Annotated in this window: 21 protein-coding genes; 6 read left to right on the forward strand and 15 right to left on the reverse strand. The window is 55.8% G+C overall.

The features are described 5' to 3' along the window. Nucleotides 1–2 precede the first annotated feature (2 nt). Nucleotides 3–308, reverse strand: coding sequence for a PTS ascorbate transporter subunit IIB (ulaB, locus tag B498_RS03370; protein ID WP_003856022.1), 306 nt, complete (start codon nt 306–308; stop codon nt 3–5). Nucleotides 309–320: 12 nt separating this feature from the next. After that, nucleotides 321–1,721 (reverse strand): PTS ascorbate transporter subunit IIC, encoded by a 1,401-nt coding sequence (gene ulaA / locus B498_RS03365; protein ID WP_008502903.1) that lies wholly within the window; start codon nt 1,719–1,721, stop codon nt 321–323. A 359-nt stretch (nt 1,722–2,080) separates the two neighbouring features. On the opposite strand from ulaA, the gene ulaG reads away from it, so the two are divergent. Both ulaG and ulaR read left to right on the forward strand, forming a co-directional pair. Further along, nucleotides 2,081–3,145 (forward strand): L-ascorbate 6-phosphate lactonase, encoded by a 1,065-nt coding sequence (gene ulaG / locus B498_RS03360; protein WP_006810379.1) that lies wholly within the window; start codon nt 2,081–2,083, stop codon nt 3,143–3,145. Between the two features lie 109 nt (nt 3,146–3,254). Next, nucleotides 3,255–4,010, forward strand: coding sequence for an HTH-type transcriptional regulator UlaR (gene ulaR / locus B498_RS03355; protein WP_008502904.1), 756 nt, complete (start codon nt 3,255–3,257; stop codon nt 4,008–4,010). On the opposite strand, the gene yjfP is transcribed toward ulaR, so the two are convergent. Next, entirely contained in the window at nt 4,007–4,729 is a 723-nt protein-coding gene (yjfP, locus tag B498_RS03350) for an esterase (RefSeq protein ID WP_008502905.1), read from the reverse strand. The genes ulaR and yjfP overlap by 4 nt on opposite strands. A gap of 137 nt (nt 4,730–4,866) precedes the next feature. Between yjfP and bsmA the strand changes: the two genes are divergently transcribed. From bsmA to B498_RS03335, 3 genes are all read left to right on the forward strand, one after another. After that, nucleotides 4,867–5,196, forward strand: a complete 330-nt coding sequence (gene bsmA / locus B498_RS03345; RefSeq protein WP_023616161.1) for a biofilm peroxide resistance protein BsmA — start codon at nt 4,867–4,869, stop codon at nt 5,194–5,196. A gap of 136 nt (nt 5,197–5,332) precedes the next feature. Then, nucleotides 5,333–5,620, forward strand: a complete 288-nt coding sequence (gene yjfN / locus B498_RS03340) for a DUF1471 family protease activator YjfN (protein WP_021240708.1) — start codon at nt 5,333–5,335, stop codon at nt 5,618–5,620. Nucleotides 5,621–5,792: 172 nt separating this feature from the next. After that, nucleotides 5,793–7,724: a methyl-accepting chemotaxis protein gene (locus B498_RS03335; RefSeq protein WP_008502908.1), complete on the forward strand. Its 1,932-nt coding sequence runs from the start codon at nt 5,793–5,795 to the stop codon at nt 7,722–7,724. Here B498_RS03335 and B498_RS03330 read toward each other — a convergent pair. Beyond that, nucleotides 7,721–9,343, reverse strand: a complete 1,623-nt coding sequence (locus B498_RS03330; RefSeq protein WP_008502909.1) for an isovaleryl-CoA dehydrogenase — start codon at nt 9,341–9,343, stop codon at nt 7,721–7,723. The two genes, B498_RS03335 and B498_RS03330, sit on opposite strands and share 4 nt — an antisense overlap. 194 nt (nt 9,344–9,537) lie before the next feature. Here B498_RS03330 and B498_RS03325 point away from each other — a divergent pair, with 194 nt between their 5' ends. Further along, complete coding sequence (locus B498_RS03325) at nt 9,538–10,812, forward strand: MFS transporter (protein ID WP_008502910.1); 1,275 nt, start codon at nt 9,538–9,540, stop codon at nt 10,810–10,812. Nucleotides 10,813–10,903: 91 nt separating this feature from the next. Here the strand turns inward: B498_RS03325 and rlmB are convergent, their stop codons facing one another. The 11 genes from rlmB to mutL all read right to left on the reverse strand — a co-directional run bounded on the left by rlmB (nt 10,904) and on the right by mutL (nt 23,334). After that, nucleotides 10,904–11,635: a 23S rRNA (guanosine(2251)-2'-O)-methyltransferase RlmB gene (rlmB, locus tag B498_RS03320; RefSeq protein WP_008502911.1), complete on the reverse strand. Its 732-nt coding sequence runs from the start codon at nt 11,633–11,635 to the stop codon at nt 10,904–10,906. A 66-nt stretch (nt 11,636–11,701) separates the two neighbouring features. After that, nucleotides 11,702–14,143, reverse strand: a complete 2,442-nt coding sequence (gene rnr / locus B498_RS03315; protein ID WP_008502912.1) for a ribonuclease R — start codon at nt 14,141–14,143, stop codon at nt 11,702–11,704. Between the two features lie 38 nt (nt 14,144–14,181). After that, a complete protein-coding gene (gene nsrR, locus B498_RS03310) occupies nt 14,182–14,607 on the reverse strand; it encodes a nitric oxide-sensing transcriptional repressor NsrR (protein WP_008502913.1) in 426 nt (141 codons plus the stop codon). Nucleotides 14,608–14,799: 192 nt separating this feature from the next. Next, complete coding sequence (locus B498_RS03305; protein WP_006178975.1) at nt 14,800–16,098, reverse strand: adenylosuccinate synthase; 1,299 nt, start codon at nt 16,096–16,098, stop codon at nt 14,800–14,802. Between the two features lie 104 nt (nt 16,099–16,202). Further along, the gene (locus B498_RS03300) at nt 16,203–16,400 is read right to left on the reverse strand and encodes a DUF2065 domain-containing protein (protein ID WP_003855996.1); all 198 of its coding nucleotides are present in this window, start codon (nt 16,398–16,400) and stop codon (nt 16,203–16,205) included. A gap of 71 nt (nt 16,401–16,471) precedes the next feature. Continuing rightward, the gene (gene hflC, locus B498_RS03295) at nt 16,472–17,476 is read right to left on the reverse strand and encodes a protease modulator HflC (protein WP_008502916.1); all 1,005 of its coding nucleotides are present in this window, start codon (nt 17,474–17,476) and stop codon (nt 16,472–16,474) included. A gap of 2 nt (nt 17,477–17,478) precedes the next feature. Further along, the gene (gene hflK, locus B498_RS03290) at nt 17,479–18,738 is read right to left on the reverse strand and encodes an FtsH protease activity modulator HflK (RefSeq protein ID WP_008502917.1); all 1,260 of its coding nucleotides are present in this window, start codon (nt 18,736–18,738) and stop codon (nt 17,479–17,481) included. Between the two features lie 56 nt (nt 18,739–18,794). Beyond that, on the reverse strand, nt 18,795–20,075 hold the full coding sequence (hflX, locus tag B498_RS03285; RefSeq protein WP_008502918.1) for a ribosome rescue GTPase HflX: 1,281 nt from the start codon (nt 20,073–20,075) through the stop codon (nt 18,795–18,797). A 74-nt stretch (nt 20,076–20,149) separates the two neighbouring features. After that, complete coding sequence (gene hfq, locus B498_RS03280) at nt 20,150–20,461, reverse strand: RNA chaperone Hfq (protein WP_008502919.1); 312 nt, start codon at nt 20,459–20,461, stop codon at nt 20,150–20,152. Nucleotides 20,462–20,546: 85 nt separating this feature from the next. Then, nucleotides 20,547–21,497, reverse strand: coding sequence for a tRNA (adenosine(37)-N6)-dimethylallyltransferase MiaA (miaA, locus tag B498_RS03275; RefSeq protein ID WP_008502920.1), 951 nt, complete (start codon nt 21,495–21,497; stop codon nt 20,547–20,549). Then, the gene (gene mutL, locus B498_RS03270) at nt 21,490–23,334 is read right to left on the reverse strand and encodes a DNA mismatch repair endonuclease MutL (protein WP_008502921.1); all 1,845 of its coding nucleotides are present in this window, start codon (nt 23,332–23,334) and stop codon (nt 21,490–21,492) included. The genes miaA and mutL overlap by 8 nt, the downstream gene beginning before the upstream one ends. Nucleotides 23,335–23,339 lie beyond the last annotated feature (5 nt).

The following is a 23,339-nucleotide window of genomic DNA, read 5'->3' on the forward strand; positions in this document are numbered from 1 at the left end:
CCTTACTTCACGTCTTGTGGGAAGTGTTCTTTGATCACTTCCAGCAGTTTTGGTCCGAAATCCGCAGGCGACAGCATGTTGCGTACACCCACCACATATTTATTACCCGACACACTAATTTCGCCGGCGATATGAGTAGAGGCGATGATGATGTCCGCGCCGTTCAGCTCACTTTTGTATTCACCCACTGCGCAGCTGTTCACCGTGTGGTCGATGTTGGACTGGGTTAAAAACTGGTCCACTTTCATCTTCATGATCATGGAGCTGCCTTGCCCATTACCACACACAGCCAGGATACGTACGGTCATAATCGAAACTCCTTAATGAGCAGACACTTCTGCTGTTTGTTTTTCCGCATCTTCTTCAGCTCGCAGCGAACGGCCAGCGAAGAACATATAAGCCAGAGCAATCAGGATGATGATGGCCATAAAGATCAGTCCGATGGAGGCAAAACCCTGCATCATCGGCGGTGCCAGAATTGACCAGTCCGCCATGCCCATCCAGGCGCTCATACCGGTGAGCTTGACCGCCCACACGCAGCCAAAGATTTCAACCATGCCCATTACCAGGCAGATCTTGAGCGCCGCGCGCCAGCCGCCGAAGTGGTTAGCGAATACGCCGATGGTGGCGTTGGAGAAGAACATCGGGATAAAGCCCGGAATAATCAGGATTGAGGAGCCGCAGCCGACCAGGATACCCACCGCAATCAGCTGGCCGATGGTGCCCCACATAAATCCCCAGACCACCGCGTTTGGCGCGAAGCTATAGATAGCGGCACAGTCGATGGCCAGTACCGCGCCAGGAATCAGGCGCTGAGAAATACCGTTGAAAGCTTCAGACAGTTCGGCGACGAACATACGCACGCCCTGAGTAATGATGAAAATAGCCACGGCGAAAGAGAAACCGGTCTGCAGGATGTAAACCGTCCAGTGGGTTTTCCCCGCCATCGCCTGCACCACATTAATACCGAAGGAGAGCAGAATGGCGCCGAAGAAGAGGGTCATCACAATCGCGGTCGACACGATGTTGTCATGGAAGATATTCAGCCAGCCAGGCAGCTTAAGGTCTTCAACACTCTCTTCTTTTTTGCCCAGATACGGCGCAACTTTATAAGCAATCCAGGCAGCAAACTGTTGCTGGTGACCGATGGAAAAACCGCAACCGTCGGTCACTATCTGGGTTGGCTTGTACATCATGTTGGAGGTGATACCCCAGTAGAGCGATACCAGCACCGCGGTGCAGATAATCGTGGTCCACATTGGGTAACCGAAGATATAGAGAGAAACCGCAATCAGCCCCGCCTGCTGGAACATAATGTGCCCGGTGAGCATGATGGTGCGAATACCGGTAATGCGGCGCAGCAGAACATAGATAATGTTCAGCGCCAGCGCGAGCAGAACGGCGTAACCTACCCAGCTATAGGCATCGCCCATACGATCGATGGTCGCCATCATTGAGGCGTAGGTATCAGAGATAGCCCCATTAATGCCATACACTTCCGACATTTTGGCAACGACTGGCTTAAACGTGCTGGTCAGTATGCCCGACCCCGCCTGCAACAGCATGAAACCGATAATGGTTTTGATGGTGCCTTTAATAATCACGCTGACGCTTTTACGCAGCAGGATATATCCCAGGCACGTCACGATACCCAGCAACAGCGGGGCGTTGGTCATTACCTGATTAAAGAAAACGGTAAAGACGTTGTAGAGGATCTCCATAACTCTCTCCAGAAATGAGAACACGAGGGGCAATCCCTGTGCGGTTGGTGCCATCACTCTATTAATCACAAATAATCACCACAAGATTGAATTTGATTATTTGTGACGCATCACGCAATTTATTTCCCTTCAGTTAGTAATGATTTTCACTACCGCACAAATGAAATAAATTAGTCCTTATAATTCATGGAATTAATGTTTATTGCGCGATAATCTAACAAGTAACAAGCAGAGAGTCTGTGACGTTGAGCAGATAAAATTCCGCATTTTCGCTATTGCAAAGCGCGTAAAATGGTGCCAGCATTAATCACAACGAATCACAATGTGATTACTTTTGATTAAAACCAGGAGCCAAAACGATGAGTAAAGTGAAAACCATCACCCGTGAATCATGGATTCTGAGCACCTTTCCGGAGTGGGGTAGCTGGCTGAACGAAGAAATCGAGCAGGAACAGGTTGCTCCTGGCACGTTTGCAATGTGGTGGCTGGGCTGCACCGGGATCTGGCTGAAATCAGAAGGTGGCGCCAATATCTGCGTCGATTTCTGGTGCGGCACCGGCAAACAGAGCCACGGTAACCCGCTGATGAAAAAAGGCCACCAGATGCAGCGTATGGCCGGCGTTGAAAAACTCCAGCCGAACCTGCGTACTACACCGTTTGTGCTTGATCCTTTTGCCATTCGTCAGATCGATGCCGTGCTCTCTACCCACGATCACAACGACCATATTGATGTAAACGTGGCGGCAGCGGTGATGCAAAACTGCGCGGACGATGTGCCGTTTATCGGGCCGCAGACCTGCGTGGATCTCTGGATTGGCTGGGGTGTGCCGAAAGAGCGCTGCATCGTGATGAAACCGGGCGACGTGGTGAAAATCAAAGACATCGAAATCCATGCTCTTGATGCCTTTGACCGTACCGCTCTGATTACGCTGCCGGCCGATCAAAAAGCGGCAGGTGTACTGCCAGACGGCATGGACGAGCGCGCGGTGAACTACCTGTTCAAAACGCCGGGCGGCTCCCTGTATCACAGCGGTGACTCCCACTACTCCAACTACTACGCTAAGCACGGTAACGAGCATCAGATTGACGTGGCCCTGGGCTCCTACGGCGAGAACCCGCGCGGTATTACGGATAAAATGACCAGCGCCGACATGCTGCGCATGGCGGAAGCGCTGAACACCAAAGTCGTTATTCCGTTCCACCACGATATCTGGTCAAACTTCCAGGCCGATCCGCAGGAAATCCGCGTGTTGTGGGAGATGAAAAAAGACCGCCTGAAGTACGGCTTCAAGCCATTTATCTGGCAGGTAGGCGGCAAGTTCACCTGGCCGCTGGACAAAGACAATCTTGAGTACCACTACCCGCGTGGTTTCGATGATTGCTTCACCATTGAGCCTGACCTGCCGTTTAAGTCCTTCCTCTGATTCCGAGGCCACATCGCCAGACTTGTGTCTGGCGATTTCATATTTATTTTAGTAATTACACGCTATTTCAAATATCATCTTTTCAAATCAATTCTTATCGGAATAGCTCATGACGGAAGCGCAACGGCATCAAATTTTACTGGAACTCCTGGCGCAAACAGGGTTTATCACCGTCGAGAAAGTGATCGAACGTTTAGGGATTTCCCCTGCCACCGCGCGGCGAGACATTAACAAGCTGGATGAAAGCGGCAAGCTGAAAAAAGTTCGCAACGGTGCGGAAGCCATTAGCCAGCAGCGCCCCCGCTGGACGCCGATGAACATTCATCAGGCGCAGAATCACGATGAAAAAGTACGGATCGCCAGAGCCGCGTCGCAGCTGGTGAATCCCGGTGAGAGCGTCGTTATCAACTGCGGCTCTACGGCGTTTTTGCTGGGCCGCGAGATGTGCGGCAAGCCGGTGCAAATCATCACGAACTACTTACCGCTCGCCAACTATCTCATCGATCAGGAGCATGAGAGCGTGGTGATCATGGGTGGTCAGTACAATAAAAGTCAGTCGATTACGCTTAGCCCACAGGACAGCGAAAACAGTCTCTACGCCGGACACTGGATGTTTACCAGCGGCAAAGGCCTGACCGCTGAAGGTTTGTATAAAACCGATATGCTGACCGCGATGGCGGAACAAAACATGCTCAACGTGGTAGGCAAACTCGTGGTGCTGGTCGACAGCAGTAAAGTCGGTGAACGCGCAGGCATGCTGTTCAGCCGCGCAGAACAGATCGACCTGGTGATCACCGGCAAAGGGGCTAACCCCGAGATCCTCCAGAAGCTGGAAGATCAGGGAGTAAAAGTGCTGCGCGTTTAAAGGTGCTGGCGGAAAAACGCTACCGTGGCATCCAGCGCCGTTGGCGTAATGCGGTGGCGAACGCCTGATTCCCACAAACAGGTCAGATTACCGTCCAGCCCTTCCTTCTTTAACGCCTGCTGCAGGCGGAAGGTACCGTCAGGTGGCACCACATCATCCGCATCACCGTGCCACAGCAAAAGCGGGCGATCTGCGAGGCGCGGCAATGCCCGGGTTACTTCCCACTCTTCCAGCCTCGCAGTGATTTCCGCTAAATCCTGAGGGGGAAAAAGGGTCTTCGCCAGCGAGGTAAAATAACCCGAGCCCATCAGACAGGCGACCGACTTCACTTCTGGATGGTGCGTCATGATCCCCAGGGCTGTCATACCGCCCATCGACGCCCCGGCCACGGCCAGACGATTCTCGGCCACCAGCCCTGCCTCATAAAGCGCATCGCGCAACCCGGCAAACTCGGTCAGACTCCCGTGCAGTATGTGCCAGAACTGCCCAAGGCGCGCCTGCTCATTACCCATAAATCGTGCGCCGTGGTCAGGCGCATCCGGCATCACCACGCGAAAACCTGCCTGCGCCAGCGCGACCGCAAAGTAACTGTAAACCAGCTTCGATGAGGTAAATCCATGATAAAAAACCACAACAGGCAGCGGTTTATCACGTTTACCCGCTGGCATAGCGTGTAAAATTTCATGGTCGCCGAGATGGCGTATTTCAATTTCAATCATTGTCGACCCTGCACGAATGGATGATTCATAATGTTGAGAACTGGATTACGGTTTCAGGCTATTTTCATTCGAAAATTACGTCCCAGCTAACACTTCGGGAACATTCCCCCAAAACTAAATTCACAGACAACTACACTATGGCTATCAGGAAACGAGATATGGTTATGCACAGGTTTGCTGCTTTATTGCTGGTGTTTCTGCTTAGCGGCTGTAGCGCACTGCAGGGAACACCGCAACCCGCTCCCCCGGTTGCCGATCATCCGCAGGAGATTCGTCGTAATCAGACGGAAGGATTACAACGAATGGGCACCGTCTCCGCGCTGGTTCGCGGTTCGCCGGATGACGCAGAAGAGGCAATAAAGGCACAAGCCGTCGCCGCCAAAGCAGATTATTACGTCATTATTATGATCGACGAAACCATCATAACGGGACAGTGGTATTCACAGGCCATTTTGTACCGAAAATAATGGTTTACCTTTGAACGACATTTACACTGCTTTGCGTCCATAGACATTTTCCTGTCCACAATAAACTCCATGCCAGCGACAAGGAATGGGGGTTTATTCGCGAAGGATTGCCCGGCGGATACCGGAAATATGTGAAATGGAGCTGACGATGAAACGAACTCTTGCTTTGACCTCTCTGTTGCTCTCCGCAGGCCTGGTGAGCACCACCGCGCAGTCAGCAGAATTCGCCAGTGCTGACTGTGTAACTGGCCTGAATGAAATTGGCCAGATCTCCGTGAATAATATCTCGGGGAGCCCGCAAGACGTTGAACGCGTCGTGGCATTAAAGGCCGATGAGCAGGGTGCTTCCTGGTATCGCATCATCCAGATGCAGGAAGATAACCATATCGACCACTGGCGGGTACAGGCCATTCTCTACGTGTAAACTCCCTCCTGATAAAAGCCACTTATTTTTAGTGGCTTTGCGCTTTTGCAAATTTTTTATCTTATGAAAAACCAATCAATAACAGCAAAATAACATTTTGTTACATTAATTCAGTAAACGTAATCTCCGCTCTGCCGTTGAAGAACCACACCTATTCAATGATGAGCAATTTATGATCAACGTTTTTCGCCGTGCAGGCCTGGGGGCGAAGCTGTCGCTGCTTACGGGCGTCAGTGTCGCCACGCTGTTTCTGCTTTTCACTTTTCTGCTCAGTCAAAAAGCCAGCCAGCAGCTTGAAGCCCTTGCGGTAGAAGACCTGCACAATCAGTCCACCGGCATGGTCGACATGGTGCAGATGTTTAACACCAGCCTGAGTGAAGAGGTTGAGAGTTATACCCGGCTGTTTACCACCTTTTTACCGCAGCCACTGAATATTGATACTTCCCAGGCTCAGACGATTAACGGACTCAGCGTCCCGCTTCTGAAAGGCGGTGACACCGGACTGCATCAAAACAACACCCTGTCTGACGAGTTCCTGAACCGTACGGGAGCCATTTCGACGCTGTTTGTACGCAGCGGTAATGACTTTGTTCGCGTAGCCACCTCCCTGCGCAAAGAGAATGGCGAGCGGGCGATGGGCACCGTGCTGGATACCGCCAGCCCGGCCTTTGCCGCCGTCAACAGAGGGGAAGTCTACCGCGGACTGGCGCTGCTGTTTGGCAAACGCTATATCACCCAGTATCAGCCGGTTAAAAACGCCGAAGGACAGGTCATTGCGATCGTCTTTGTTGGCGTGGACATTACGCACTCCTGGAACGTCATGCGCGAGAAAATCCTCACCCGCCGCCTGGGCGAGAGCGGTCACTTCTTTGTGCTGGATCGCAGCAACGGCAAAACGCGCGGGCAATATCTGTTCCATGCCGGTGAAGAGGGGCAGTTGCCGAAGTGGGACGACGCGACGCAGCAGCAGCTTCTGGGTGACAAGCCCGGCACCCTGGAACGCGTAAGCGACGACGGCCGCACACTTAAAATGGCGTATACCCCGTTGCCAGGCTGGAACTGGACTATCGTGGGCGAAGTGGATAAATCGGTGCTGCTCTCAAGCGTTAACGCCATGCGCGATCGCTTCCTGCTGGCCGGCGTGGTCTTATCTATCCTGTTTGCTGGTCTGTTCGTGGTCCTTATTCGCCGTGTGCTGACCCGACCGCTGAGCAATGTGATCCATCTTGCCCGGCAATATGCTGCAGGGGATCTCCGTTTCAGCCTGCCCGTGACGCGTCAGGACGAGGTCGGCCAGCTGATCGACGCCATTAACGGCATCGGCGGCGGCCTGCAAAAAATTGTTCTGCAGGTTCGCGAGGCCGCAGGCGAGATCCATTTGGGCACTAACGCGCTGGCGTCCGATACCGGCGAGATTTCTGAGCAGATCAACAAGCAGGCCAGCAGCGTGGAAGAGACCTCCGCCAGCATGGAGCAGCTGGCCGCCACCGTACAGCAAAATGCCGCCAACATGGAGCAAACGCAGCAGCTGGTGGGTGAAACCTCCCTCGCGGTCCATCAGGGCGGTGAGACGGTCACCCACGCCGTGTCGACCATGGACGACATTCGCGAGGCGTCAAAACGCATCGAAGACATCACGCGCGTGATTGAGTCCATCGCTTTCCAGACCAATATCCTGGCGCTGAATGCGGCAGTGGAAGCGGCCCGCGCGGGCGAGCACGGGAAAGGGTTTGCGGTGGTTGCGCAGGAAGTTCGCGCCCTGGCCGGACGCAGCGCCAACGCGGTGAAGGAGATTGAACAGCTGATTGGCGATACGCTCAGGAAAGTGAGCGAAGGCCATGCGCTGTCTGAACAGACGCGCCTGGCGATGGATGACATCATCATTCATATCGATAACATCAGCCAGCTGGTCACCGAGATTAACCATGCCTCACGCGAGCAGTCCGCAGGGATTGGCCAGGTGAATCTCGCCATGACCCACATTGGCGAAGCGTCGCATATTAATGCGGATCGTATCTCACGCAGCGAACAAACCGCTCAAACGCTGCGCGAGAAGGGGTCACATCTGGCTCAACTGGTGAGTCTGTTCCAGCTAAAAGACTAACCGACTCTGCCCGTCGCACGTAGCAGCAGGTCATTTTGCACCTGCTCGCTCATCAGCGTACCGCCACGGGTATCCAGCATCATGCGGCACCACGCCTGCGCCACCGGGGGCGATGCGTGCCGCAGCATTTCGCTTCCGGCACCCAGCAGGAAAAGCTGCTGCGCAATTTCCCGCCCCTGCGCCTCCTGCGGTTTACGCAGTTTTTGCTGAAGCTGTCGCCAGCTGCGGTCGAAGTGTCTGTCCTGCCCTTTTACCTGTGCAAACTCATCGGCAAGCAGATCGTGAATACCCGGCTGCTTCGCCAGCACGCGCAGCACGTCCAGGCACATGATATTGCCGGACCCTTCCCAGATGCTGTTCACCGGCATCTCGCGATACAGGCGGGGAAGTTCGCTCTCCTCGCAGTACCCGACTCCGCCCAGCACCTCCATCGCTTCCGCCACAAACGGGATGCCCGCTTTGCACACGCTAAATTTCGCGGCCGGGGTAAACAGCCGCGCCCATGCCGCTTCCTGGGGAGCCGCGCGTTTATCCCACGCCCGGGCCAGGCGGAACAGCAGCGCCGTTTGCCCCTCCAGCACCAGCGCCATCCGGCTTAACACCTCACGCATGAGCGGCTGATCGATAAGATTTTTGCCGAAGGTCTGACGCTGATGCGCGTGATACAGCGCCGCGGACAGCGCACGACGCATCAGTCCGTGGCTGCCCAGCGCGCAGTCAAAGCGCGTCAGGCCGCCCATTTTGAGGATCTGCCGTACCCCTTCGCCCTCTTCCCCCAGCAGCCAGCCGGAGGCATCAAGAAACTCTACCTCGCTGCTGGCGTTGGAGCGGTTCCCGAGCTTGTCCTTAAGGCGCTCCAGCCGGACGGCGTTGCGCTGTCCGTCAGGTAAAAAGCGCGGCACAAAAAAGCAGGACAACCCGCCCTTCGCCTGTGCCAGCACCAGATGCGCATCGCTTTGCGGGACGGAGAAAAACCATTTATGGCCCACCAGCCGGTAGCTGCCGTCGCTGCATTTTTCCGCTTTGGTGGTGTTGCTCAGCACGTCCGAGCCGCCCTGTTTTTCCGTCATCCCCATACCGATCAGCAGGCCACGTTTTTGCGCGCCAGGCGCCAGATGAGGATCGTAGCGATCGCTGAGCAGCGGCGTCAGCCAGTCGTGAAATAGTTTAGGGAGCGCCTGCTGCAGGAGCGGTGTCGCGGCAAACGTCATGGTGACGGGACAAAGCGTGCCTGCCTCAACCTGAGCATGAAGCACAAAGCGTGCGGCCCGGGCGACAAACGCCCCCTTACGCGCCTCCTCTTCCCATGCCAGGTTATGTACCCGATTGGCACACAGCCCCTGCATCAGCAGGTGCCATGCCGGGTGAAAGCGAACGTCATCCAGTCGCTCTCCGGTGGCGTCATAGCGAAGCAACTCCGGCGGATTCACGTTCGCCAGCCTGCCCAGCTCCAGCGACTCTGCGGTGCCTAACTGCTGCCCGATGCTGGCGAGCAGTTCGATATCCCACTCGGCACCCTCACGCGAGACTGCGTCACGCAGCGCGCAGTCCGAGAGGAAAAGGTTGCTGTTAGAGAGTGGTGCAGGTTGATTGAAAACGGTATGAGTCTGCCAGTGCATACTGTCTCCCTCCTTCAGTGGCAATGACGATAAGTATGGACAGACCGCGCACACGCTGCATGGGAGGGGAGTCACACGTTCACGATCCCGCTGATATCATTCGTGAAATAGCTCACAGAACATAAGAATAAACTATTTCATGACTTCGCTTTTGTTGAATAATTTATTCTCTCCCCCTTTCAGTGAGGAAAGTTATGCAACCGGATGCGCACAAGCGAGCATTAATTGCCGGCTCCATTGGTAACTTTATCGAGTGGTATGAGTTTGCGGTCTACGGTTTTCTGGCGACCGTCATTGCGAAGAACTTCTTTCAGCTTGAAGGGGAAGCGGGGCTTACCAGCCTGATCCTCACCTACGCCTCATTTGCCATCGCCTTCTTCTTCCGTCCGCTGGGCGCGGTGGTGTTTGGCCGCATCGGTGACCGAATTGGCCGTAAGCCGACGCTTATTATTGTGCTGGTGCTGATGACGCTGGCCACCGCCGCCATCGGCATTGTGCCGGTCTACGCCAGCATCGGGATTGCCGCACCGCTGATCGTTACGCTGCTTCGGATCCTGCAGGGGCTGTTCGCGGGCGGCGAGTACGGCGGTGCAGTCTCGCTGATGACGGAGTTCGCCCCGCGAGGCAAGCGCGGGCTCTATGGTGCCTGGCAGTCCTTTACCGTGGCGCTGGGGCTGTTAGCGGGCGCCGGCATCGTGGCGCTGCTCTCCGCACTCCTCACGCCTGAAGCCCTGCACGACTGGGGCTGGCGCATTCCTTTCTTCCTGGCGCTGCCCATGGGCGCTGTTGCGCTGTGGCTTCGCGTCAGCATGGAGGAGACACCCAGCTTTGTGCAGCAGCAGGACAAACCGGCCGTCGCTCAGGCGGACATTGCCGCCACGCTCCGGGCCATCGTGATGGGGATTGGCCGCGTGATGGTCTGGTCTGCGGCGGGGTACACCTACCTGGTCATTATGCCGACCTATCTGCAGTCGGCGCTGCACACCGGGTTTAATCAGGCGCTGTTGATCGCAGTGATTTCGAACGTTGGGTTTGCGCTGACGATCATTCCGTCGGGGATCCTGAGCGATCGGATCGGGCGTCGCACGGTGATGATTATCGCCACCGCGCTGCTGCTGATCCTCGCCCTGCCGCTGCTGAAACTTCTGCAGGCGGAGTCCAGCACGCTGGCGGTGAAAGCGATAGTAGTATTGATTGCGGGCGGTCTGGTGGGCATGCTGGCGGGGCCGGGCCCGGCGATGCTCTCTGAGATGTTCCCGACCCGCGTGCGCTATACGGGGCTGGGGCTGGCCTATTCGTTATCGAACGCGATTTTCTCGGGATGCGCAGGGTTAATCATAACCGGGCTGATTAAGCAGACGGGCAATCTGGATATTCCGGCGTACTACGTGATGGCGACGGCAGTAATGAGTATTTTCGCGCTGATGACGCTGAGGAAGGATGACCATCTGCGGTCACTGGAGGAATGAGGTTAATGCCCGGTGGCGCTACGCTTACCGGGCCTACGGTACCGTGCCTTTGTAGGCCGGGTAAGGCGAAGCCGCCACCCGGCATAACAGGCTACCCGCGCTGACGCACCGCTTCAAACAGGCAGATGCCCGTCGCAACAGACACGTTCAGGGAGGACACGCTGCCCGCCATCGGGATGCTGATCAGCTCGTCGCAGTGCTCGCGCGTCAGTCGACGCATACCTTCACCTTCCGCCCCCATCACCAGCGCCAGACGGCCGGTCATTTTGCTCTGATACAGGGTATGATCCGCTTCACCGGCAGTACCGACGATCCAGATGTTCTCTTCCTGCAGCATACGCATGGTGCGCGCCAGGTTGGTCACGCGGATCAGCGGAACGTTTTCCGCCGCGCCGCAGGCCACTTTCTTCGCCGTCGCGTTCAGCTGCGCGGAGCGATCTTTCGGCACGATCACCGCATGCACGCCCGCCGCATCCGCACTACGCAGACACGCGCCGAGGTTGTGCGGATCGGTAACGCCATCGAGGATCAGGAAGAACGGATTCTCGAGCTCAGCGATCAGATCCGGCAGATCGTTTTCCTGATACTGACGGCCCGGCTTCACGCGGGCAATGATCCCCTGGTGAACCGCGCCTTCACTTTTCTCATCCAGGAACTGGCGGTTAGCCAGCTGGATCACCACGCCCTGCGCTTCCAGGGCGTGGATCAGCGGCATCAGACGTTTGTCTTCACGCCCTTTCAGAATAAACACTTCCTGAAAACGCTCCGGTGCGCGCTCGAGAAGGGCCTGCACCGCGTGGATGCCGTAAATCATTTCACTCATTGATGGTTCTCGTAATAAGTATTTCCCCTCTCCCGCTTGGGGAGAGGGTCAGGGTGAGGGGAGAATTTACTCCGCCTGCTTTTTCTTAGCCGCGCGCTTCGCTTTGGTGGCGGCCGCTATTTTCTGTGTCTTCGCGGAAGGTTTCTTCGCGGCACGGGCTTCTTTCTTTGCCGCCTTCGGCTTCTGCTTCTTCTCGCCGCGGAAGGCGCTGTCCGGCTCGAAGTTCACCTTCTTACCGGCCTGACGGCGCTTGCCGCTCGTTTTGCCGTTTCCGCCTTTTTTCGCTCTTTCGCGCTCGGTTTTACCGACGTTACGCGGTGCGCGCTCGCTGGAGATCAGGCTGAAGTCGATTTTACGGTCGTCCATATTCACGGCCTCAACCTTCACTTCCACACGGTCGCCCAGACGATAGGTCTGGCCGCCAGATTCGCCGATCAGACGCTGACCGACCTGGTCGAAGCGGTAGTAGTCGTTATCCAGGCTGGAGACGTGCACCAGACCGTCGATAAACAGCTCATCCAGACGAACGAAGAAGCCAAAGCCGGTCACGCTGGCAATCACGCCTTTGAAGACGTTACCGACCTGGTCCAGCATAAAGTCACACTTCAGCCAGTCCGCCACGTCGCGGGTAGCTTCATCGGCACGGCGTTCGGTCATGGAGCAGTGCTGACCCAGCTGCAGCATCTCTTCCATCGAATAGTGGTAGCCACCGGTTTCGGTGGTGTTCCCTTTATGGCCCTGCTCCTGCGCCAGCAGATACTTGATCGCACGGTGCAGCGAAAGGTCAGGGTAACGACGGATCGGCGACGTAAAGTGGGCGTAAGACTGCAGCGCCAGGCCGAAGTGACCGCGGTTTTCCGGATCGTAAATCGCCTGCTTCATCGAGCGCAGCAGCATTGTCTGTAGCATTTCTGCATCAGGACGATCGCTAATGGATTCCAGCAGCTCGGCGTAATCGCGCGGCTCTGGCTTATTGCCGCCCGGCAGCTCCAGGCCCAGTTCAGCCAGCACGGAGCGGAACGCGGTGATGGCTTCCGTCGACGGTTTATCGTGAATACGGAACAGCGCAGGCTCTTTGGCTTTCTCAACGAAGCGTGCCGCCGAGATGTTCGCCAGGATCATACACTCTTCAATCAGCTTGTGCGCATCATTACGCTGGGTCTGCTCGATGCGCTCAATGCGGCGCTCGGCGTTGAAGATAAATTTCGCCTCTTCGCTCTCAAAGGAGATCCCACCGCGCTCTTCGCGCGCCTGATCCAGCGTTTTGTAGAGGTTATGCAGCTCTTCGATGTGTTTGACCAGCGGCGCGTACTGTTCGCGCAGATCCTGGTCGCCCTGCAGCATATGCCAGACCTTGGTGTAGGTCAGACGCGCGTGCGAGCTCATCACCGCTTCGTAGAACTTGTAGCCGGTTAAGCGCCCTTTGTTGGAGATGGTCATCTCGCAAACCATACAGAGGCGGTCAACCTGCGGGTTCAGGGAACACAGGCCGTTAGACAGCACTTCCGGCAGCATCGGTACAACCTGCGACGGGAAGTAGACCGAGGTACCACGGCTGCGCGCTTCGTTATCCAGCGGGGTATGCGGACGAACGTAGTAGCTTACGTCTGCAATCGCTACCCACAGACGCCAGCCGCCGCCGCGTTTTTTCTCGCAGTAGACGGCATCATCGAAGTCACGGGCGTCTTCACCGTCGATCGTAACCAGCGGCAGGGAGCGGAGATCCACGCGGCCCACTTTGGATTCTTCCGGCACTTCTTCACGCAGGCTTTCGATCTGCTCTTCAACCGCTTTCGGCCAGATGTATGGAATTTCGTGGGTGCGCAGCGCCATATCAACGGCCATGCCGGTGCCCATATTATCGCCCAGCACTTCGACGATTTTACCTACCGCTTTGGTGCGACGGGTTGGGCGCTGGGTAAGTTCCACCACCACCACAAAGCCCATGCGGGCGCCCATCACCTCTTCAGGTGGGATCAGAATGTCGAAGCTCAGACGGCTGTCGTCCGGCACCACGAAGCCCACGCCCGCGTCGGTAAAGTAGCGGCCAACAATCTGGCTGGTTTTTGGCACCAGGACGCGCACGACGCGCGCTTCTCGGCGACCTTTACGGTCAGCGCCCAGCGGCTGCGCCAGAATTTGGTCGCCGTGGATGCACATTTTCATCTGTTCAGATGAGAGATACAGATCGTCTTTACGGCCTTCCACGCGCAGGAAGCCGAAGCCATCGCGGTGACCAATGACGGTCCCTTTCAGCAGATCGAGGCGTTCTGGCAGCGCGTAGCACTGGCGGCGGGTAAAGACCAGCTGCCCGTCACGCTCCATCGCGCGCAGGCGGCGGCGAAGGGCTTCAATTTGCTCTTCACCTTCAATGTTTAATTCAACAGCAAGTTCTTCACGATTGGCGGGTTTTTCGCGTTTTGTTAAGTGTTCAATGATGAACTCGCGGCTGGGGATAGGATTCGCGTATTTTTCGGCTTCGCGTTCCTGGAAAGGATCGTGTGACATGTCGGTTCCTCCGTTGTCAGCTCCGGTGGAAATTTTCTTCATTCCACCAGCAATAATTTATAAAGCGGTTGATTCTCTTCAACCAAATCGGCCAGCGTGTAGTTATCCAGCTCCTTGAGAAAACTTTGCACGGCCTTAGAAAGCGCCTTTTTCAGGCGGCAAGCGGGCGTGATGTGGCAGAACTCGCTGCTGCAGTTCACCAGAGACAGCGGCTCCAGTTCACGTACCACATCGCCAACACGAATACTCTGTGCCGGTTTACCGAGACGGATCCCACCATTCTTCCCGCGGATGGCAGCAACGTATCCGGCACGACTAAGTTGATTGATTATTTTGACCATATGATTACGGGATACGCCGTAGACCTCTGTGACTTCAGAGATACTGGTCATTTTCCCATCGGGTAACGACGCCATGTAGATCAGGGCGCGTAAGCCGTAATCGGTGAAACTTGTTAACTGCACATCAACCTCAGGAAAAAGGGAAATCGCGGACAAACCGCAGAGATATTCATTAATGATGATAAACCAGCCAGATAGTTAGCGGCTAATTTATTTGACAGACGGGGCGAAAAAGCGGAGATCCAGGAGCGGTCGCCGGATGGCGCTACGCTTATCCGGCCTACGGGTCTCCCCGCAGGCCAGCAGTCACGAAGATTATGCGTCGAACGGGTCGCGCAGGATCATCGTTTCAGTACGATCCGGGCCGGTAGAAATAATATCGATCGGCACTTCGGTCAGTTCTTCAATACGCTTGATGTAATCCAGCGCCGCCTGAGGCAGGCCGCTACGCTCTTTCACACCGAAAGTGGTCTCAGACCAGCCCGGCATGGTTTCGTAGATTGGCTCAATGCCTTCCCAGTCGTCAGCAGCCAGCGGCGTGGTGGTCACTTCGCGGCCATCTGGCATACGGTAGCCTACGCAGATTTTCACTTCTTTCAGGCCGTCCAGTACGTCCAGCTTGGTCAGGCAGAAGCCAGACAGGGAGTTGATCTGCACTGCACGACGCACGGCAACCGCATCCAGCCAGCCGGTACGACGACGACGACCGGTGGTCGCGCCAAACTCGTTACCCTGCTTGCACAGGAACTCGCCGGTTTCATCAAACAGTTCGGTCGGGAATGGACCTGCACCCACGCGAGTGGAGTACGCTTTGATGATGCCCAGAACGTAATCCACATAACGTGGACCCAGGCCAGAGCCGGTCGCCACGCCACCCGCGGTGGTGTTGGAAGAGGTTACGTACGGATAGGTACCGTGGTCGATGTCCAGCAGCGTACCCTGCGCACCTTCGAACATGACGAAATCGCCACGCTTGCGCGCCTGGTCCAGCAGATCGGACACATCAACAACCATACCGGTCAGAATGTCTGCAATCGCCATGACGTCATCCAGCACTTTCTGGTAGTCAACAGCGTCAGCTTTGTAGAAGTTCACCAGCTGGAAGTTGTGATATTCCATCACTTCTTTCAGTTTTTCAGCGAAGGTTGCTTTGTCAAAGAGGTCACCCACGCGCAGACCGCGGCGTGCAACTTTATCTTCGTAAGCCGGACCGATACCACGACCGGTGGTGCCGATCGCTTTCGCACCGCGGGCTTTTTCACGCGCAACGTCCAGCGCCACGTGATAGTCCAGGATCAGCGGGCAGGCTTCGGAGAGCAGCAGACGCTCGCGAACCGGGATACCACGGTCTTCCAGACCTTTCATCTCTTTCATCAGCGCAGCTGGAGACAGCACAACGCCGTTACCGATGATGCTGGTGACGTTTTCGCGAAGAATGCCTGATGGAATAAGATGGAGGACGGTTTTTTCACCGTTGATTACGAGAGTATGGCCTGCGTTGTGACCGCCCTGGTAGCGCACAACATATTTAGCCCGTTCAGTCAGAAGATCAACAATCTTCCCTTTACCTTCGTCACCCCATTGGGTGCCCAGTACGACGACGTTGTTACCCATTTTTTTCAAAATCACCGTTTGCTTAAAAATGGATTCTACCATCGCTTTTTCAGATATACAGCACTTTTTGACCTCAGAATATCCCAAATCCGACCACTTTTTGATCAGCCAATCGTTTTCCTCAACATGTAGTAGATCACGATGCCCGCAACCACAAGACCGCCGCCAAAACGACGTAAAATATTATCCGGCAGTTGGCTCATGGTGGCGATCATTCGACGCCAGGCGCGTGGATAGAGCATCGGTCCCAGACCTTCCAGCACCAGGACCAGGGCCAGCGCGAGCCAGATCGTTGAATTCATTTTTGTTCCTTATAAAAGAAAACCACCGCCCCGTTGGGAGCGGTGGTTTGAATACTCAAACGAGTCTGAGTTTATCGCGTTGCGTTAGTCGGCGTCTTCATATAACGGAAGAAATCGCTGTCCGGGCTGAGCACCATCACATCCTGGTTGCTCTGGAAGCTATTCTCGTAAGCACGCAGGCTACGGATAAAGGCATAGAAGTCAGGATCCTGACTGAAGGCATCGGCAAACAGCTTCGCCGCCTCGGCATCACCTTCACCGCGCAGGATACGACCCTGACGCTCAGATTCCGCCAGCGTTTTGGCCACTTCGTAGTCCGCAGCAGCACGCAGCTTCTCCGCCTCTTCCTGGCCCTGTGAACGGTGACGACGGGCGACCGCTTCACGCTCGGCGCGCATACGGTTGTAAATCGCCTCGGACACTTCCACCGGCAGGTTGATCTGCTTGATACGCACATCTACCACTTCAATACCCAGCGCAGCCATACTGTTCGGGTTGATCACCGGCACTTTACCGTTGGTTTCAGCCTGAACGCGCTCAGCCGCTTTGGCAATCGCATCATCTGCTGCTGGCGTTGAAACTTCATCTTCCGTGCCCGCTGTGCCGGAGTTCAGCGCATCGCGAACTTCCAGGGTCAGACGGCCACGGGAATCGGTCACGATGTCTTTCACATCCAGACGACCAATCTCAGAACGCAGACGGTCAGAGAACTTACGTTTCAGCAGCACTTCTGCCTGAGAAACGTCACCGCCGCCCGTTGCCAGGAAGTAACGGCTGAAATCGCTGATGCGCCATTTGATATAGGAATCAACGATCAGGTCTTTCTTCTCTTTAGTCACGAAACGGTCGGCCTGGTTATCCATGGTCTGGATACGCGCATCAAGCGTTTTCACTGACTGAATGAACGGCACCTTGAAGTGCAGACCCGGCTCGTAGATCACCGGGCGTTTGTCGCCATCACGCACGACGCTGCTGAACTGGAACTTGATCCCACGCTCGCCCTCTTTCACCACAAAGATCGAGGTATAAAGCACGACCAGTACGATGACGATGATCGCAATAACTGACTTACGCATCCTTATTCCCCCTGACGCTGGTAGTCGTTACGCTGCGCGTTAGCACGGCGTTGGTCCATAATGTCACCATCGCTCGAAGAAGACGTGGTTGTTGCGCTTGTGCTACCGGATGACGCAGGTGGCAGACGCAGCAGGTTGTTCGCACCGCTGTTGTCTTTTGCTGCCGGTGCAGAACCGCCTTTCAGCATCTGATCCAGCGGCAGCACCATCAGGTTTCCGCCTTTACTGTCGTTAACCAACACTTTGCGGGTGTGGCTCAGCACTTTTTCCATGGTCTCAATATAGAGACGCTCACGGGTAATTTCCGGCGCCGCTTTATATTCCGGCAGGATCTTCGCGAAGCGAGCCACTTCACCCTGTGCTTCCAGGATGGTCTGGGTCTTATACGCACGCGCTTCTTCCAGAATACGCTGCGCCTGACCGTTAGCACGTGGCTGAACTTCGTTGGTGTAGGCTTCTGCTTCACGGATGTACTGCTGTTCGTTTTCACGTGCAGCAATCGCATCGTCAAAGGCCGCTTTTACCTCTTCCGGCGGACGGGCAGCCTGGAAGTTGACGTCCAGCAGGGTAATACCCATGTTGTATGGACGAATGGTCTCTTCCAGCTCACGCTGGGTATCGCTACGGATAACGGTACGACCTTCGGTCAGGATACGGTCCATGGTGTATTTACCGATCACCCCGCGCAGGGCGCTGTCGGTCGCCTGACGCAGGCTGTCATCGGCGCTGGTCACGCTAAACAGATAACGCTCAGGATCGGTCACGCGGTACTGCACGTTCATCTCAACGCGCACCACGTTTTCATCAGACGTCAGCATCACACCAGACGCCGCCAGTTCACGGACCGATTCCACGTTGACCGCGGTCACGTCGTCAATGAAGGTCGGTTTCCAGTTCAGGCCCGGCTCAACCAGATGGCTGAACTTGCCAAAACGCGTAACGACACCGCGTTCCGCTTCTTTAATGGTGTAGAACCCGGTAGCAGCCCAGATGATTACCACTGCAGCGGCAACAATACCGACTACGCGGCCACCCATTTGCGGGCGCGGCCCCTGGGTGGAATTTCCACCTGAGCCAGAACCTTTACCTCCGCCAAGACCACCAAGCTTCTTGCTCAGCTTGCGGAAGATATCATCCAGATCCGGCGGCCCCTGCTCGCGACCACCTTTGTTGCCATTTCCCCCAGAGTTGCCGCCTTGATTATTGCTGCTTCCCCACGGGTCGCGGTCCTGTCCGTTATTACCGGGCTGATTCCACGCCATGTATATGCTCCATATTTGTTATGCAAGGGCGAATTATTCAGGCATCCCCTTTCTGATCAGACGATATAGTCGACCAGCGCAGGTTCTTGTTTACAGAGGCGACGCCAGTCAACGATCGGCATACGCACCTGCATCCCCACGCTGCCGTCATCCTCCATCCACTCTTTTTCTATCGCCTGAAGCTGATAAAACCGGCTGCGCAGCCTGCCTTCCTGTGGCGGCAGTCGCAGCGTGTGCTGAGCTACCTCACCGGAAAGACGTTCTGTCAAAGCCTGGAAAAGCAGTGGCACACCAAGACCGGTCTGGGCAGAAAGCCAGACCCGAATCGGTTTGTTCTCTTCATCTCTGTCGATACGCGGTTCGAAATCGTCCAGCATATCGATCTTGTTCATCACCAACAGCGTTGGGATTTCGTGGGCGTCGATCTCTTCGAGCACCACGTTCACCGCGTCGATGTTCTCCTGCACGCGCACGTCTGCCGCATCAATCACGTGCAGCAGCAGGGTCGCCTGTCGCGTCTCCTGCAAGGTGGCCTTGAACGCCGCCACCAGGTCATGCGGCAGGTGACGGATAAACCCTACGGTATCCGCCAGCACCGTTTCACCGACGTCTGCAACGTCAATACGGCGCAGCGTCGGGTCCAGGGTCGCAAACAGCTGGTCTGCGGCATAAACCTGGGCCTCGGTTATCTGGTTAAACAGGGTGGATTTACCGGCGTTGGTATACCCCACCAGCGACACCGTCGGGATGTCGGCTTTGGTTCGTGCCCGACGCCCCTGCTCACGCTGTTTCTCGACCCTTTCCAGACGTGAGAGGATCTGGGTAATTCGGCCACGCAGCAAACGACGGTCGGTTTCGAGCTGGGTTTCACCCGGGCCGCGCAAACCAATCCCGCCTTTTTGTCTTTCAAGGTGGGTCCAGCCACGCACCAGACGCGTTGCCAGATGACGCAGCTGCGCCAGCTCAACCTGCAGTTTCCCTTCGTGGGTACGTGCACGCTGAGCAAAAATGTCTAAAATCAATCCCGTGCGATCGATAACACGGCATTCGCAGAGAGCTTCCAGGTTGCGCTCCTGGGCTGGAGACAGCGCATGATCAAACAACACGACTGACGCGCCGGTTGCTTTTACGGCATCCGCAATTTCGACTGCTTTACCTTCACCAACAAAATACTTTGGGTGCGGCGCTTTACGGCTACCGGTAATCACCTGCATTGCTTCGACACCGGCGGAAGAGACCAGAGATTCAAACTCCTGGAGGTCTTCCATATCTTTGTCTTGCGAAAAATAGATGTGTACCAGCACCGCCTGCTCACCGGCATCATAACGGTCAAACAAGCGTAAACCTCTCTAAAAAGATCAGCGGGGAACGCAGGATCCCTGGCTCCCCGTGTGGATAACAGTGCGAAACCTTATTCGGTCTCGTCGCTGTCCTGCGCTGGCGTTGAAGAACCCTGCGCGTTGCTGCCATGATGGTAGTTACTACCTGTGCCGCCGCCAGCGTTATTGCTGTGATGAGATACCGGACGGGACGGAACAACTGTAGAAATAGCGTGCTTATAGACCATCTGACTGACCGTGTTTTTCAACAGAATCACGAACTGATCGAAAGACTCAATCTGACCTTGCAGCTTAATACCATTCACCAAATAAATAGAAACTGGAACACGTTCCCGACGCAATGCGTTCAGGAACGGATCTTGTAAAGATTGCCCCTTAGCCATTCTATCTTTTCCTTATATGCTTGTTTTGTACTTAGAACCTTGCGATTCTGAAAAATTGCGCACGATACGCCTCAATTGTACACATTCAGTGAGCGATATCACCAACAACCTCAATCACGTCGCTTAACGCCTGTTGTGGTTTTTCACTGTCTAACCAGTGAACCCCTTCCCAACCGCGCAACCAGGTGATCTGGCGCTTCGCTAACTGTCTCGTGGCGCAAACACCTCGATAAACCATTTCATCGTATGAAATCTCACCTTCAAGGTACGACCACATCTGGCGGTATCCCACACAACGAATGGAAGGCATGTCCGTATGCAAATCTCCACGGGCAAATAGCGCCCGCACTTCTGCTTCAAAATCTGAAGCTAACATCTGATGAAAACGCTGCTCAATTCGCTGATGGAGCAGTTCACGGCTCGCCGGGGCGATGGCGAACTGATGCACCTGATACGGCAGAGCGTCTCCTGACGTTTGCGTCAGTTCCGTTAAAGTTTTACCCGAAATGAAAAAAACTTCCAGTGCCCGGGAAAGCCTTTGCGGATCATTTGGATGGATCCGCGCTGCGGCAACCGGGTCAATCTCCGCCAGTTGCTGATGCAATACGTCCCACCCCTGCTCTGCCGCCTGCTGCTCAATTTTCGCTCTTACTTCCGGGTCCGCGGATGGCAGAGGTGATAACCCCTCCAGCAGCGCCTTGAAGTAGAGCATGGTTCCGCCAACCAACAGCGGTATACGCCCCGCCGCCGTTATCTCGGCCATCTCGGCTAAGGCATCCCGGCGAAAATCCGCTGCGGAGTAAGCCTGAGCCGGGTCGAGGATATCCAGCAAACGGTGCGGTGCCGCGCGCAGTTCTTCTGCGTCAGGCTTCGCCGTGCCGATGTCCATCCCTCGGTAGATGAGGGCGGAGTCGACGCTAATCAACTCTACAGGCAAAACTTTACGCAACTCAATGGCGAGCGCCGTTTTGCCGGAGGCCGTTGGGCCCATTAAAAAAATTGCCTTAGGCAGGCTCGCCTTACTTACGTCAATCATGTTTCAGGGCGTTCATCGCCGTTTTTAAATCAACAGGTTGTAATAACCCACCCGGCGGCGCTTTCACCAGATGCGGACAGAGGCGTTCCACCTCCGCCAGCACGCTGATGGCCTGTGCCATGCTCCACGGCGCGTGTTCGCTGGCCAGATGGCGGGCGATCCACTGCGCGGTGTTAGCGGCATCAAACGATGTTTGCTGCGCCAGGTAGCCTATCAGTTCAGGAATCAAGTTTTGTAAATTTTGTTGGCGTAAGGGTAAAGGCACTGCACGAATTGTCACATGTTGTGGTTCGAGCACAATTTCAATACCCATTTGCGCCAGCTGTGCTTCGGCACGCTGCAATATCCTTGTTTCATCAGGGGATATTTTCAGGCGAACCGGAATTAACAGCGGCTGCGCACAGGCGGCATTTTCGCCCGGCGTGAGCTGCACCTGTTTAAGCCAGCGTTCGGCAACCGGCAGTGCCAGAAGCATCAATTTGCCGTCACGTTCCAGCAGTGCCATATCCGGCGCGATAATCGTCAACACCCGGCCAAAACTCTGGCTATGGCCGTCCAGAGAAGGCTGAGGTGCCGGAATGGGTTCTTTACGCTCTACGGCTGGCGTCTCCAGCAGTTTGCGGTACAACGCGCCCTGCTGCTTTTGATAGCCAGGCTGGGCATTCGGGTAGTTGGCGCCCGTTGGACGCGGCGCGGCCCCTGCGGAGGAAAAGCGCGGCGCTTCCGGTTCACGCGCAACGGCGGGCTCCGCAAAATGGTTGCGGCCTGCAGCGACACGGTTTTCAGGAATTGGGCGTGGCGCCGGTTCTGCGTGTTCCAGCGGCAACGGCGTTTCACCCTGCTGCTGCAGCACGCTCAGCACGCCCTGATAGATAAAATCATGCACCAGTCGCGACTGGTGGAACCGCACTTCATGCTTGGCAGGATGGACGTTCACATCCACCTGATGCGGGTCGATTTCCAGATAAAGCACGAAAGCAGGCTGCTGATCGGCCCCGAGCTTGTCTTCGCAGGCCTGGCGAATGGCGTGATTGATGAGACGGTCGCGCATCATGCGGCCGTTGACGTAGCAATACTGGATCTCCGCAAACGCAGCGCTGCTCGCGTTCGGATCGGCTACCCAGCCGCGCAGCGCCAGATCGCCGTGCTGCCACTCAATGGCCAGCGCCTGTTCCAGAAACGGGGTCCCGCAAATGGCGCCCAGGCGACGCTCTTTCTGTCCACCTTCCGCCACCGCGCGATACTGGCGCATCACCTTGCCGTTGTGGCTAAGGTTAATGGTGACATCGAAACGCGCCAACGCGATACGGCGGATGATCTCGTCGATGTGTCCGAATTCGGTCTTCTCGGTACGCATGAACTTGCGTCGGGCGGGGGTGTTGTAGAAGAGATCTAATACTTCAAGCGTCGTGCCGACAGGGTGCGCCGCGGGTTTGACCGTCACATCCATATCGCGCCCTTCGGCGTAAGCCTGCCAGGCTTCCTGCTGTTCGGCGGTACGGGAGGTCAGCGTTAAGCGCGAAACCGAGCTGATACTGGCCAGCGCTTCACCGCGAAAGCCGAGGCTAATAATCGCTTCCAGGTCATCCAGAGAAGCTATTTTACTGGTGGCGTGACGGGCCAGCGCCAGCGCCAGCTCCTCTTTTTTAATGCCGCAGCCGTTGTCGCGAATGCGGATAAGCTTCGCGCCACCGCGCTCGATATCAATATCGATGCGGGTCGCGCCCGCATCGAGGCTGTTTTCCACCAGCTCCTTCACGACCGACGCAGGGCGTTCCACCACCTCACCGGCGGCGATTTGGTTCGCAAGCTGCGGCGGCAGAACCTGAATCGGCATGAATT

The sequence above is a fragment of the Enterobacter sp. SST3 genome, assembly GCF_000286655.1.
Lineage (GTDB): Bacteria > Pseudomonadota > Gammaproteobacteria > Enterobacterales > Enterobacteriaceae > Enterobacter > Enterobacter roggenkampii.